This is a genomic window from Pantoea folii (assembly GCF_056678875.1).
In genome coordinates, this window is record NZ_JBWXON010000021.1 from 101,485 (window position 1) to 114,856 (window position 13,372).

At 52.6% G+C, this 13,372-nt stretch carries 11 protein-coding genes; 3 read left to right on the forward strand and 8 right to left on the reverse strand.

The window, feature by feature from the left end; all coding sequences use genetic code 11:
* Positions 1-11 precede the first annotated feature (11 nt).
* The 8 genes from nuoH to lrhA form a co-directional block, all read right to left on the reverse strand.
* A complete protein-coding gene (gene nuoH, locus AC1MDE_RS21410; protein WP_045813644.1) occupies positions 12-989 on the reverse strand; it encodes an NADH-quinone oxidoreductase subunit NuoH in 978 nt (325 codons plus the stop codon).
* The gene (gene nuoG / locus AC1MDE_RS21415; protein ID WP_480345067.1) at positions 986-3,709 is read right to left on the reverse strand and encodes an NADH-quinone oxidoreductase subunit NuoG; all 2,724 of its coding nucleotides are present in this window, start codon (positions 3,707-3,709) and stop codon (positions 986-988) included. Before nuoG ends, nuoH begins: the two co-directional genes overlap by 4 nt.
* 104 nt (positions 3,710-3,813) lie before the next feature.
* On the reverse strand, positions 3,814-5,154 hold the full coding sequence (nuoF, locus tag AC1MDE_RS21420) for an NADH-quinone oxidoreductase subunit NuoF (protein WP_176505727.1): 1,341 nt from the start codon (positions 5,152-5,154) through the stop codon (positions 3,814-3,816).
* A 2-nt stretch (positions 5,155-5,156) separates the two neighbouring features.
* Positions 5,157-5,672: an NADH-quinone oxidoreductase subunit NuoE gene (gene nuoE, locus AC1MDE_RS21425; protein ID WP_058961298.1), complete on the reverse strand. Its 516-nt coding sequence runs from the start codon at positions 5,670-5,672 to the stop codon at positions 5,157-5,159.
* A gap of 2 nt (positions 5,673-5,674) precedes the next feature.
* The gene (nuoC, locus tag AC1MDE_RS21430) at positions 5,675-7,474 is read right to left on the reverse strand and encodes an NADH-quinone oxidoreductase subunit C/D (protein ID WP_058961297.1); all 1,800 of its coding nucleotides are present in this window, start codon (positions 7,472-7,474) and stop codon (positions 5,675-5,677) included.
* A gap of 115 nt (positions 7,475-7,589) precedes the next feature.
* The gene (locus AC1MDE_RS21435; RefSeq protein WP_007889318.1) at positions 7,590-8,270 is read right to left on the reverse strand and encodes a NuoB/complex I 20 kDa subunit family protein; all 681 of its coding nucleotides are present in this window, start codon (positions 8,268-8,270) and stop codon (positions 7,590-7,592) included.
* 15 nt (positions 8,271-8,285) lie between these two features.
* Positions 8,286-8,729 (reverse strand): NADH-quinone oxidoreductase subunit A, encoded by a 444-nt coding sequence (locus tag AC1MDE_RS21440; protein WP_034825074.1) that lies wholly within the window; start codon positions 8,727-8,729, stop codon positions 8,286-8,288.
* 660 nt (positions 8,730-9,389) lie between these two features.
* Positions 9,390-10,313 carry a transcriptional regulator LrhA gene (gene lrhA, locus AC1MDE_RS21445; RefSeq protein ID WP_058961296.1) on the reverse strand — a complete coding sequence of 308 codons (924 nt, stop codon included), beginning with the start codon at positions 10,311-10,313 and terminating at the stop codon, positions 9,390-9,392.
* Positions 10,314-11,017: 704 nt separating this feature from the next.
* On the opposite strand from lrhA, the gene AC1MDE_RS21450 reads away from it, so the two are divergent.
* The 3 genes from AC1MDE_RS21450 to yfbR all read left to right on the forward strand — a co-directional run bounded on the left by AC1MDE_RS21450 (position 11,018) and on the right by yfbR (position 13,282).
* Positions 11,018-11,251 (forward strand): hypothetical protein, encoded by a 234-nt coding sequence (locus AC1MDE_RS21450; protein WP_480345068.1) that lies wholly within the window; start codon positions 11,018-11,020, stop codon positions 11,249-11,251.
* 27 nt (positions 11,252-11,278) lie between these two features.
* Positions 11,279-12,496, forward strand: coding sequence for a pyridoxal phosphate-dependent aminotransferase (locus AC1MDE_RS21455; RefSeq protein ID WP_034825078.1), 1,218 nt, complete (start codon positions 11,279-11,281; stop codon positions 12,494-12,496).
* Between the two features lie 186 nt (positions 12,497-12,682).
* On the forward strand, positions 12,683-13,282 hold the full coding sequence (gene yfbR, locus AC1MDE_RS21460; protein ID WP_034825080.1) for a 5'-deoxynucleotidase: 600 nt from the start codon (positions 12,683-12,685) through the stop codon (positions 13,280-13,282).
* Positions 13,283-13,372: the final 90 nt, after the last annotated feature.

A 13,372-nucleotide genomic window follows, 5' to 3' on the forward strand; every position in this document is an offset into this window, starting at 1 on the left:
CTCAAAACCCCTTACTGCGCGCTGTACAGAATCACTGCGGCGGTCGCCAGCAGGTTCAATAACGTCAACGGCAGACACACTTTCCAGCCGAACGACAGCACCTGGTCATAACGTGGACGCGGCAGCGCAGCACGAATCAGGATAAACATCACCATAAAGAACGCCGTTTTCAGGGCGAACCAGATGAATGGCGGCAGGAATGGACCATGCCAGCCACCGAAGAACAGCGTGACAATCAGCGCTGAAACCGTGGTGATCGCCACATATTCACCGACGAAGAACAGACCGAACTTCATACCGGCATATTCGATGTGGTAACCATCGGCCAGTTCCTGTTCCGCTTCTGGCTGGTCAAACGGATGACGGTGACAAACCGCGACGCCCGCGATACAGAAGGTCACGAAGCCGAAGAACTGCGGAATGATGTTCCACAAGTGCGTCTGGCTCTCGACGATGGCGTTCATGTTGAATGAACCGGCTTGCGCCACCACACCCATCAGCGACAGGCCAAGGAACACTTCGTAGCTCAGCGTCTGCGCGGAAGCACGCATTGCACCCAGCAGTGAGTATTTGTTGTTACTCGACCAACCGGCGAACAGCACGGCGTAAACCGCCAGACCGGCCATCATCAGGAAGAACAGCAGACCGATATTCAGGTCTGTCACCATCCAGGTCGGTGAAACCGGCACGATGGCAAACGCCAGCAGCAGCGATACAAAGGCAATAACCGGTGCCAGAGTAAAGATGAAGCGGTCGGTAAACGGCGGAACCCAGTCCTCTTTGAAGAACATTTTGATCATGTCCGCCGCCAGCTGCAGTGAGCCGCCCCAGCCAACACGGTTCGGTCCATAACGGTTCTGCCATAAGCCGAGCAGACGACGCTCGGCGAAACTCATAAAGGCACCACAACCCACCACCACCAGCAGAATCACAATGGTTTTCAGGATCTGGATGAGGATGTCGATAGCGTCCGGTGTCAGCCAGCTCATTGTGCAGCCCCCTGCAGTTTGTCAACTTGCGCACCTGAGAGGAACGGCGGCACACCTGGCATACCCAGCGGCAGACCCACCTGCCCTGCTTGCAGGGAAGTGGAGAAGCGTACTGGCAGACGCAGCGTTTCACCGGCACAAACCAGTTCAACCGCAGAGCCGTTATTGACGCCCAGTTTCTCCGCATCAGCCGGGTTAATCACCAGCGTAGCTGGCGACATACGCTTCTGGAAGGTCGGTGAACGCTGAGTCATCTCTTCACTACCAAACAGCTGATAGTAAGGTGCAACGCGATATTGGCTGCCTTCAACAAAGCTTTCTGGCACGGCGGTGAACCACGGCAGTGATCCTTCGCTCGCTTCAAACAGACGCACACCCGGATCGCCATGACGCAGTTTGCCACCGACTTCAGCCTGGAACTTGTTCCATGCTTGCGGGGAGTTCCAGCCTGGAGCCCAGGCGAATGGAATCTGCGAACGTGGTGCGCCTGGTTGGTTGTTACCTTCCATTGAGAAGGCAAACATGGTGTCTTTGTCTTGCGGCTGACGCGGTTCGTGCACGCTAATATTGGCACGCATCGCGGTACGGCCACTGTTACGGTGCGGTGAACGCGCCAGTTTCTGACCGCGAATACGGAAGCTTGCATCCGGCGCCGCGTCTTTAATACCTTTCAACTGGGGCAATGCTGCAACGGTGGCATCGATCACGTGATCAAGCAGCGTCCAGTCAATCTGACGGCTTTCAACAGTGCTGTGCAGCGAGTGCAGCCAGCGCCAGCTCTCCAGCATCACAATGCTGTTATCGTAGTAAGCCGGATCGTAAACCTGGAAGAAACGCTGTGCGCGGCCTTCCTGGTTGATCGAGGTGCCATCGCTCTCGGCGAAGCTCGCCGTCGAGAGCACCAGACCGGCTTTTTCCAGCGTGGCGGTGCGTTGGTGATCAACCACGATCACGTGTGCGGTGTTGTGCAGTGCCGCATCAACGGTGGCCTTTGGTGCGTGACGATAGAGATCGTTTTCCAGCACCACCAGCGCTTCTGCTTCACCTTTATCCAGCTGCTCCAGCGCGCTATCCAGCGATTGACCACCCATCAGGCCGAGACCAAAGCTGTTAGCTGCACCGGCAAGGAAAGTGATACCGACATCGGCGCCGCGACCTTTCAGTGCTTTTGCCACGTTGGCGGCCGCTTCAATCATCGCGGTGCTGCCAGAGTGAGTACCAGAAATAATCAGTGGTTTTTTGGCACCAGCTAACGCCTGTACCACCACATCCAGCTTGCCATTCAGCTTGCTGTCAAAGCCACTGACGGCTGGAGCGGCTTCATCGAGCGCATTGGCAATAGCGAAGCCGAGACGAGCCTGATCTTCCACCGGTGCGCGATAGCTCCACGCCGCGATATCATCAAGACGAGTTTCATCAACGTTGGTGACAAACAGCGGATGTTTGGCGTGCTGACCAATGTTCAGGATCGCCGCGATCTGCCAGTCAGCCACTTTCTGGGCTGCTGCCATTTCACGTGCTTTACCTTTCACCGCCTGACGCACAGAAAGTGCGACACGCGCACCGACCTGAGTCAGATCTTCACCCAGCACCAGCACCGCATCGTAGCTTTCGATTTCGCGCAGTGATGGCGTGTAAATACCGCCTTCCTGCAATACTTTCAGCATCAACTCAACGCGTGCCTGCTCAGCGGCAGGCATACCGGTGGAGAAGTTTTCCGCACCGACAAGTTCACGCAGCGCAAAGTTGCTTTCAATGCTGGCACGCGGTGATCCAATCCCAATCACACGCTTCGCCTGACGCAGTACGTCAGCCGCGGCATTCACCGCTTGTTCGGCATTCAGACTGACCCAATCGTTGCCGCGCTTCTGTACTGGATGACGTGGACGATCTTTGCGGTTCACATAGCCATAACCGAAACGACCACGGTCACACAGGAAGTAGTGGTTTACGGTACCGTTGTAACGGTTTTCGATACGACGCAGTTCACCATAACGCTCGCCTGGGCTGGTGTTACAACCCACGCTGCACTGCTGGCAGATGCTCGGTGCGAACTGCATATCCCATTTACGGTTGTAGCGTTCAGAGTGCGTTTTATCGGTGAATACGCCGGTCGGGCAGATCTCGACCAGGTTACCGGAGAACTCGCTCTCCAGCGTGCCATCTTCCGGGCGACCGAAGTAAACGTTATCGTGGGCACCGTAAACGCCGAGATCTTTGCCGTCTGCGTAATCTTTGTAGTAACGCACGCAGCGATAGCAGGCGATACAGCGGTTCATTTCATGGGAGATGAACGGGCCGAGATCCTGATTCTGGTGCGTACGTTTGGTGAAGCGGTAACGACGGAAGCTGTGGCCCGTCATGACCGTCATATCTTGCAGATGGCAATTACCGCCCTCTTCGCACACTGGACAGTCGTGCGGATGGTTGGTCATCAGCCATTCCACCACGCTTTCACGAAACTCTTTCGCTTCGCCATCGTCGATGGAAATAAAGGTGCCGTCCGACGCCGGTGTCATGCATGACATAACAAGACGACCACGGGTATCTTCGGCATTCTGGAATTGCTTCACCGCACACTGGCGGCAGGCTCCCACGCTTCCCAGCGCCGGATGCCAGCAAAAATAAGGAATATCAAGGCCCAGAGAGAGACACGCCTGCAACAGGTTGTCCGCTCCGTTCACATCATATTCTTTACCGTCTACATGGATTGTAGCCATAGTGAACATGCTTCCGTAAGGCTCGCCCTAAGACGAGCGTTAAACATCTAATTCTGTCCCCCGCGCCGTGTCGGCGCAGGGTGAATTCCGTGTACGGCGGCTGATTACCAGCGCGCTTTCAGCAGGTTGGGCTGAATACCACCGATCGATCGGGTATTGCCAAACACCTGCGGCGCAATGCCGGCTTCAAACTCTTCACGGAAATATTTAATCGCGCTCTGCAATGGCTCAACGGCACCCGGTGCGTGGGCACAGAAGGTTTTCCCTGGGCCAAGTTGGCGACAGAGTTGCAGCAGGGTTTCGATGTCACCCGGCTGGCCTTTTTTCTGCTCCAGCGCACGCAGGATCTTCACGCTCCATGGCAAACCATCACGGCACGGCGTACACCAGCCACAGGACTCGCGCGCAAAGAATTCTTCCAGATTACGCACCAGCGAAACCATGCCGATTTCATGATCGACCGCCATCGCCAATGCCGTGCCTAAACGGCTGCCGGCTTTACCGATGCTGGCAAATTCCATTGGCAGATCAAGGTGTTGATCGGTCAGGAAATCCGTACCCGCACCGCCTGGCTGCCAGGCTTTAAATTTCAGGCCATCGCGCATGCCACCGGCATAATCTTCCAGAATCTCACGCGCGGTGGTGCCAAACGGCAGTTCCCACACGCCTGGATTTTTCACGCGGCCAGAGAAGCCCATCATTTTGGTACCGGTGTCTTCGCTGGTAGAGATGTTCTTGTACCAGTCAACGCCGTTGAGGAAGATGGCTGGGACGTTGGACAAGGTTTCCACGTTGTTGACGCAGGTTGGCTTGCCCCACACGCCCGCACTCGCCGGGAACGGTGGCTTAGAACGCGGGTTCGCACGACGACCTTCCAGTGAGTTGATCAGCGCGGTCTCTTCACCACAGATGTAACGTCCCGCGCCGGTGTGCACGATCAGTTCAAAATCGAAACCGGTACCGAGGATGTTTTTACCGAGGTATCCCGCTTCGGTGGCCTCGGCAATCGCACGGCGCAGATGCACGGCCGCTTCGATGTACTCGCCACGTAAGAAGATGTAGCCACGATAGGCTTTCAAAGCGAACGCACTGATCAGCATACCTTCCACCAACTGGTGCGGCATTTGCTCCATCAGCAGGCGGTCTTTATAGGTGCCCGGCTCCATTTCATCGGCGTTACACAGCAGGTAACGGATGTTCATGGATTCGTCTTTCGGCATCAGGCTCCACTTCAGGCCGGTGTTAAATCCTGCGCCACCGCGACCTTTTAGACCGGAGTCTTTCACTGCCGCAACGATTTCGTCCTGGCTCATGCCTTTCAGTGCTTTATCAGCGCCGACATAACCGTTTTTACTGCGATATTCATCGATCCACACCGGCTGCTTGTCGTCGCGCAGACGCCAGGTGAGTGGATGCGTTTCCGCAGTACGAATGATCTGTTTAATGGTCATTGATACTGCTCCAGCAGGTTGGCGATGCCTTCCGGCGTCAGATGAACATGGGTATCTTCATCCACCATCATGGTTGGGCCTTTGTCACAGTTGCCCAGGCAGCAGGTTGGCAGCAGGGTAAAGCGGCCATCGGCTGTGGTCTGGCCCGGCTTGATATTCAGATTCTGCTCAAGCGCAGCCTGAATGCCCTGGAAACCGGTGATGTGGCACACCACGCTGTCGCAATAACGAATGACGTGACGGCCAACCGGCGTGCGGTAGATCTGGCTGTAAAACGTCGCCACACCTTCTACGTCACTGGCTGGAATGCCCAACACTTCAGCAATGGCATTGATGGCGCCATCTGGCACCCATCCACGCTGCTTCTGCACGATCTTCAACGCTTCAATTGAGGCGGCGCGTGCATCCTCGTAATGGTGTTTTTCGTGCTCAATAGCGTGGTGCTCGGTCTCGCTCAGCACAAAGACCTCATCAGGGTCGATAGTGTGAATGGCAATTTTTTGATCGTGCATAATTAGCGGTCCACGTCTGACATAACAAAATCGATACTACCGAGGTATACGATCAAGTCGGATACCAGGCTGCCGCGGATCACCGATGGGATCTGCTGCAGGTGCGGGAAGCTTGGCGTACGCACACGGGTGCGGTAGCTCATGGTGCTGCCATCGCTGGTCAGGTAGTAGCTGTTGATCCCTTTAGTCGCTTCAATCATCTGGAAGGATTCGTTGGCCGGCATGACCGGGCCCCACGAAACTTGCAGGAAGTGCGTGATCAGGGTTTCGATGTGTTGCAGCGTGCGCTCTTTTGGTGGCGGCGTGGTCAGCGGGTGATCCGCTTTGAACGGGCCTTCCGGCATGTTTTTCAGGCACTGTTCCAGAATGCGCAGTGACTGCCACATCTCTTCCATTTTCAGTTGAACGCGGGTGTAGGCATCACTAATACCTGCGCCAACAGGGATCTCAAAATCGAAGTTTTCATAGCCTGAATACGGACGCCATTTACGCACGTCAAAGTCGAGACCGGTGGCACGTAAGCCAGCACCAGTGGTGCCCCACGCCAGCGCTTCGTCCATGTTATAGGCCGCAACGCCCTGCGAACGGCCCATCAACACGGTATTGCGCAGTGCGGCTTTGTCATACTCTTTCAGACGCTTCGGCATCCAGTCGAGGAACTCACGCAGCAGACGCTCCCACCCTTTCGGCAGATCGTGTGCCACACCGCCGATGCGGAACCAGGCTGGGTGCATACGGAAACCGGTAATCGCTTCAACCACGTCATAAATTTTCTGACGGTCGGTGAAAGCGAAGAACACCGGCGTCATGGCACCCACGTCCTGGATAAAGGTGGAGATGTACAGCAAGTGACTGTTGATACGGAACAGCTCTGACAGCATCACGCGGATCACGTTGACGCGATCCGGCACGGTGATGCCGGCTAATTTTTCCACCGCCAGCACGTAAGGCATCTCGTTCACGCAGCCGCCGAGATATTCGATACGGTCGGTGTACGGAATATAGCTGTGCCAGGATTGGCGCTCGCCCATCTTCTCAGCACCACGATGGTGGTAGCCGACATCCGGCACGCAGTCGACTATCTCTTCGCCATCCAACTGAAGGATGATACGGAAGGCACCGTGCGCGGACGGGTGGTTAGGACCCAGGTTGAGGAACATGAAGTCCTCATTGGTGGTGCTACGCTTCATGCCCCAGTCTTCAGGCTTGAAGGTCAGCGCCTCCATTTCCAGATCTTCTTTCTGTTTGGTCAGTTCGAACGGGTCGAACTCAGTGGCTCGCGCCGGGTAATCTTTACGCAGCGGATGGCCTTCCCAGGTCTGCGGCATCATGATGCGCGTCAGGTGCGGGTGACCATTAAAGGTGATACCAAACATCTCCCAGGTTTCGCGCTCATACCAGTTGGCATTGGCGAAGATTTTGGTGATGGTTGGCACATTCAGATCGTTTTCAGACAGCGCCACCTTGAGCATGATGTCGCGGTTGCGTTCAATCGAAAGCAGGTGATAGAAAACGGAAAAATCCGCGGCGGGTAAACCGTCGCGGTGGGTACGTAAACGCTCATCGAAACCGTGCAAGTCATACAGCATGACGTACGGCTTTGGCAGCTTACGCAGGAATTCGACAATTTCCAGTAACTGTTCACGTTTCACCCAGACGACCGGAATACCGGTGCGGGTGGCCTGAACGGTAAAGGCATCCGGCCCAAAACGGTTACGCAGCTCGCCGACCACTGGATCATCCAGATGGTCGCGGGTTTGCCATGCAGGCTGAGCGAGATCTTGCGTGGTTAAATCTGTCATACGTTACTCACCATTCCGGCCTGTAATCAGGCGCTAAAAGAAGGCGTCAGGATGGCGGCGCACATTAAATTGTGATGTTCTGCTGCGGCCGTTGTGCCATCCGTGTACGGGAAGCTTAGACTTCGTCTGGCGTTCTCAGGTTAGTGACGGCAATACGCTCGCCGCGTTTTCTTTCACGCTCTGGCTGCATATTGGCGCGATAAACGCCCTGATCACCCACCACCCACGACAGTGGACGGCGCTCTTTACCAATCGACTCACGCAGCAGCAGCAGCGCTTGCATGTAAGCTTCAGGACGCGGTGGGCAGCCCGGAATGTACACGTCAACCGGCAGGAATTTATCCACGCCTTGCACCACAGAGTAGATGTCGTACATGCCGCCCGAGTTTGCACAAGCACCCATGGAGATCACCCATTTCGGTTCCAGCATCTGGTCATACAAACGCTGAATAACCGGCGCCATTTTGGTAAACGGCGTACCGGCGATCACCATAAAGTCAGCCTGACGTGGGGAGGCGCGCATGACTTCCGCACCAAAACGCGCCACGTCATGCACCGCAGTGAATGACGTGGTCATTTCCACGTAGCAACAGGAAAGACCGAAGTTGTACGGCCACAGAGAGTTTTTACGACCCCAGTTCACCATGTCATGCAGGGCATGCTCGAGCTTGCCCATATAGACGCTGCGATGAACGTGCTGCTCCAGAGGATCGGTAACAATCTCCTGTTTCTGCAGCGGATAGCGATCGTTATCACCGCCGCCGTTCGGGTCTACGCGTGTCAGCGTGTAGTCCATCTTATTGCCTCGCTTTTACTGCTTATGAGGGTTGGTGTGGTTGTGACTGACCGGAATTGATTTGACCACTACGCGACGACGCGCAGGAGCCCAATCCAGTGCACCGATGCGCACCAGATAAACCAGGCCTGCCAATAGCACCAAAATGAAAATTGCGGCTTCGACAAAGCCGACCCATCCGCTCTCACGGATTGAAGTCGACCAGGCGTATAAATAGAGGGCTTCGACGTCGAAAATAACGAAGAACATCGCAACCAGATAGAATTTAGCGGAGAGGCGAATATGGGTATCACCGACGGATTCGATACCCGATTCAAACGGGGTGTCTTTATGGCGTGCCCGCGCACGACCACCTAACAACCAACCGCCGGTCAACATGAAGGCACACAGGCCAAATGCAATAACAATAAAAACAATAAACGCCCAGTGATGAGCGATCACTTCTGTGGTTGTCGACATACTCTTTGCTTACTCATCAAAAGTGGCGCTGGCATCCTGCACTGTTGCAGCAAACACACCACATGAATTCAAGGGAAGGATAAAAAACCTTGTAAACTATGCTGTCATTATCAAATAAGCAGCAATTTTATGGGGTTTTTTACTCCTTTCTATAACCTTTTGTCAACTTTGACAAAAGCATCCAAACATTAATTAACACCAGTAGCATATTATTAACAAACGAACCCCATCATACCAGCTAAATCGCTTCAGTTTGTGAGGTTAATTTCAGTGTAGCGGGTATTCACATGCATGGATCGTGCATTTAACAATCATATTTTGACAGGTCTTACAGGGATTTCCCCCCCCTTATAGGGGGTATTTTTTTGATCCAGAACACATAATGGTGTTTTTTGCTGTAAAAATCGGCGATCGGTACAGGCAAATGCCCTGGGAAAGATGGCACGGAATGATAAAGAAGTTCCACTTTGAGCAAAAATGGAACAATTTCCATTTTTCAGGAAGAGAGGAAAATTATTGGTGGTGAATCGCGTTAGAAAGCGTGAATTAAAATGCATAAAAAAAGCCTTAGCTGATGTTTATCAGTCTAAGGCTCATTTTAATAAGTTTTAACAATTAACCGGTATTCCAACGTGAAGGAATAACCCGCTATTGTTGACCTTACTCTTCGTCATCCAGCAGCAGGGTGCCATCTGCATTTGCCGTCAGATTGTAAGGATCGTTGGTGGACTGCATCGCGTTGAAGATCGCCAGCGCCAACTCGTTATCACTGTCTGGGTTACGGCACAGCAGGTACTGAGTATCGGGCAATACCGGCAGCCCTTCAGCTGCACCCATTACACGCAGCTCTGGGCTCATCATCTCAACCGGGCGTGCTGTGACACCCAGACCCGCTTTCACTGCCGCACGCACTGCTGCCAGCGTTGATGCAACATACGAAATGCGCCATGGGATGCCCGCTTCATTCAGGTGATCGATCGCCATGTCACGGTACGGACTTGGTTCATCCAGCAGCACCAGTGGAATGGCTTCGCCGCGCTGGAAGATGTAATCCGCAGCACAGTACCAAAGCGTCGGAGAAGTACGCAGGACCTGATGGGTGAAATTACCAGGACTGGACGTGGTGACAACCAGATCAACCTCACCCTGATTCAGCATTTCCATCATGAACGGGTTGCGTTTGACGCGCACATCAATGGCCAGCTTCGGATAGACCGACGTTACGCGGTTAAGCAGGAACGGCAGAATGGTATCGGAAGTGTCATCGGAGGCGCCGATAGTCAGTACGCCCTGGATGTTGCTGTACATTAAAGAGGTGCACGCTTCGTCATTGAAACGAAGGATCTTTCTGGCGTAGCCTAGCAACTGAATGCCATGCTCCGTCAACAGTTTATTACGTCCATGTCTGGCAAACAGCTCTTTACCTACCAATTGTTCCAGACGTTGCATCTGCTGACTTACTGCGGATTGCGTTCTGCACACTGCTGCAGCCGCCGCCGCAAAAGTATTCAAGTCAGCGACAGCAACAAAAGTACGCAGCAGATCGAGGTCGAGATTCAGTATCGGACGATTTGCATTAGTCATGTTTTTTCTTCACTTATAAGATTTTTTAAAACTACTACCCTGGTGTATTACCCTACTTATCAAATAGATAAGAGGTAATGGTGCTTAATGACAGCCCTGTGTGGAGCTGTCATGGAAAAATCGTGTCAGGCGGATGCCGACGGATACGTCACTCTGTATTCAGAGGAGTGCCGTCTAATAAGACAGAACAACTTCGGGTCCGAAGACGTATGTCGCACAGGTGCTGGAAGCTGCGTAGTTGTCTAGTTTCCCGCGAAAACGGCCTGCGGGTCAAAAAGAGATAACATCATGTTATGCTGATGCGAAGCGATAAAGTGCATCAAATAATAAATTATACTTAATCATTTTTACGCTTTAAAGGGAAATGTTTTTGATCAAATCATCGCATTTTTTGACCAAATCCCTTTTCCGCCACATCCTGCCACAACAGCGCTCATTTTTTAACCCCCCAGGTTCTTAAACTGCTGCAGCTGCGTTAAAGTTACAGTGTAAATGCTATTTAAACTGCTGCTGTTATCAGAACAGGTCACTTCGCAGCGCTTCATGCTGCCACCTTAAACTGATTAAGAATGCATGACATTTAATGGCACCAGCGATGGCTGCAACGGCACTGTTTAGTTCTTCGACATCCAACAAGATTTCTTTAACTATTTCATCAGGTCGCTAATGGTTTTTTTTGCAGGATGTAAATAAAAAATTTCTTAATGACCTCCATTTTCTATGGATTAGCGGCTTTACAGTGCCAGCACAAACCACCAGCATTTTATATTACAGAAAAATCAAACAATAGAGTTATTAACCAGATTAACCTTCGCAAACTGCGTTTTACGCCACTCAAGACAGGAATCATTGGCAAACGCGCCAAAACCTTAAGCCGCCCTTCTTTTGTGACAGTGAGAGGAGTAAATTGGGCAGGTTTGATTTTGGTGGCAGGTTAAAGGACTCTGCCCGTTAAGGCGGTAACGATGAATTTTCAAATTGATAAATCCGGCAAGCTGGAAAATGTCTGTTATGACATCCGTGGCCCGGTACTGAAAGAAGCTAAGCGTCTGGAAGAAGAAGGTAATAAAGTTCTCAAACTCAACATCGGCAACCCTGCCCCGTTTGGTTTTGAAGCCCCTGATGAAATTCTGGTTGATGTGATTCGCAACCTGCCGAGCTCGCAAGGCTATTGTGATTCAAAAGGGCTGTATTCGGCGCGTAAAGCGATTATGCAGCACTACCAGGCGCGTGATATGCGCGATGTTACCGTCGAAGATATCTACATTGGTAACGGTGTATCTGAACTGATTGTGCAGGCGATGCAAGCATTGCTGAACAGTGGTGATGAGATGCTGGTACCTGCGCCAGATTATCCCTTGTGGACGGCAGCCGTGTCGCTGTCGAGCGGTAAAGCTGTGCATTATCTGTGTGATGAGTCTGCGGGCTGGTTCCCGGATTTGGACGATATCCGGAGTAAGATAACTCCGCGCACGCGTGGCATCGTCATCATTAACCCGAACAACCCAACGGGTGCGGTGTACAGCAAAGAACTGCTGATGGAAGTAGTGGAGATTGCGCGTCAGCACAACCTGATCATTTTCGCTGACGAAATCTACGACAAGATTTTGTATGACGAGTCACAGCACCATTCGATTGCGGCACTGGCGCCGGATCTGCTGACCGTGACCTTTAATGGCCTGTCTAAAACCTACCGTGTTGCGGGATTCCGTCAGGGTTGGATGGTGTTAAACGGTCCGAAGAAACACGCTAAGGGCTATATCGAAGGGCTGGAGATGCTGGCGTCGATGCGTTTGTGCGCCAACGTGCCTGCTCAGCATGCGATTCAAACGGCGTTAGGTGGCTATCAAAGTATCAGCGAGTTTATTGCACCTGGTGGTCGTTTGTATGAACAGCGCCAACGTGCCTGGGAATTGATCAACGACATTCCGGGCGTCAGCTGCGTGAAACCGCAAGGCGCTTTGTACATGTTCCCGCGCATCGATCCCAAGAAATTCAACATCTTTGACGATCAAAAAATGGTGCTGGATTTCCTGTTACAAGAGAAAGTGCTACTGGTTCAGGGTACCGCCTTTAACTGGCCATGGCCGGATCATGTGCGCATCGTCACCTTGCCACGTGTTGATGATCTGGAGATGGCGATCAATAAATTTGGTCGTTTCCTGCAAGGCTATCGTCAGTAGTCTGACACACTGACCCACAATGCATGCATGCAGGCAGCAAGTGAATGAATTCAGGTTGCTTACCTGCGTGAGCGACTTGGGTAAGTGAACGCAGCTAACGCACATGCAACCCGAAGTATGAAGGGTATATACTGTTTTCATCTCGGGGAAGGCACTCCTTCCCCGCCGTGAGAACAGGAACCGTCTATGACCCGTAGCCACTTTTTTGCTCATCTCTCCCGTCTTAAACTGATCAATCGCTGGCCATTGATGCGCAACGTTCGCACCGAAAATGTCTCTGAACACAGTCTTCAGGTGGCGATGGTGGCGCATGCGTTGGCCATTATCAAAAACAAAAAATTTAACGGTAATCTCAATGCAGAGCGTATTGCGATGCTGGCGCTGTATCACGATGCCAGCGAAGTGCTGACCGGTGATTTACCCACGCCGGTGAAGTATTACAACGCGCAAATTGCTCATGAGTACAAAAAGATCGAAAAGATAGCCCAGCAGAAGTTGATCGAGATGTTGCCGCCGGAATTGCAGGATGCCTACCGTCCGTTGATTGACGAGCATTTGCATAGCGAGAGTGAACAAGCGGTGGTGAAGCAGGCTGACGCGCTGTGCGCCTACGTGAAATGTCTGGAAGAGCTGTCAGCAGGAAATAACGAGTTTTTGCTGGCTAAGGCACGTCTGGAGAAAACATTGTCACAGCGTCGTTCCCCCGAAATGGATTACTTTGTAGAGATATTCATTCCAAGCTTTAGCCTGTCGCTGGATGAAATTTCTCAGGATACCCCATTATAAAAAACGGGCCGCTATGGCCTAATGCCGATCAGTTAAGGATCAGTTGAACGATCCAGTGGCTGTGTAAGAATCCGGAAACGCTTCGTTTCC

What these genes read in the sequence shown, in the direction of transcription:
- nuoH (WP_045813644.1), bottom strand. Translation starts at nt 989, where the DNA reads ATGAGCTGGCTGACACCGGACGCTATCGACATCCTCATCCAGATCCTG.
- nuoG (WP_480345067.1), bottom strand. Translation starts at nt 3,709, where the DNA reads ATGGCTACAATCCATGTAGACGGTAAAGAATATGATGTGAACGGAGCG.
- nuoE (WP_058961298.1), bottom strand. Translation starts at nt 5,672, where the DNA reads ATGCACGATCAAAAAATTGCCATTCACACTATCGACCCTGATGAGGTC.
- nuoC (WP_058961297.1), bottom strand. Translation starts at nt 7,474, where the DNA reads ATGACAGATTTAACCACGCAAGATCTCGCTCAGCCTGCATGGCAAACC.
- AC1MDE_RS21435 (WP_007889318.1), bottom strand. Translation starts at nt 8,270, where the DNA reads ATGGACTACACGCTGACACGCGTAGACCCGAACGGCGGCGGTGATAAC.
- AC1MDE_RS21440 (WP_034825074.1), bottom strand. Translation starts at nt 8,729, where the DNA reads ATGTCGACAACCACAGAAGTGATCGCTCATCACTGGGCGTTTATTGTT.
- lrhA (WP_058961296.1), bottom strand. Translation starts at nt 10,313, where the DNA reads ATGACTAATGCAAATCGTCCGATACTGAATCTCGACCTCGATCTGCTG.
- AC1MDE_RS21450 (WP_480345068.1), top strand. Translation starts at nt 11,018, where the DNA reads ATGACCTCCATTTTCTATGGATTAGCGGCTTTACAGTGCCAGCACAAA.
- AC1MDE_RS21455 (WP_034825078.1), top strand. Translation starts at nt 11,279, where the DNA reads ATGAATTTTCAAATTGATAAATCCGGCAAGCTGGAAAATGTCTGTTAT.
- yfbR (WP_034825080.1), top strand. Translation starts at nt 12,683, where the DNA reads ATGACCCGTAGCCACTTTTTTGCTCATCTCTCCCGTCTTAAACTGATC.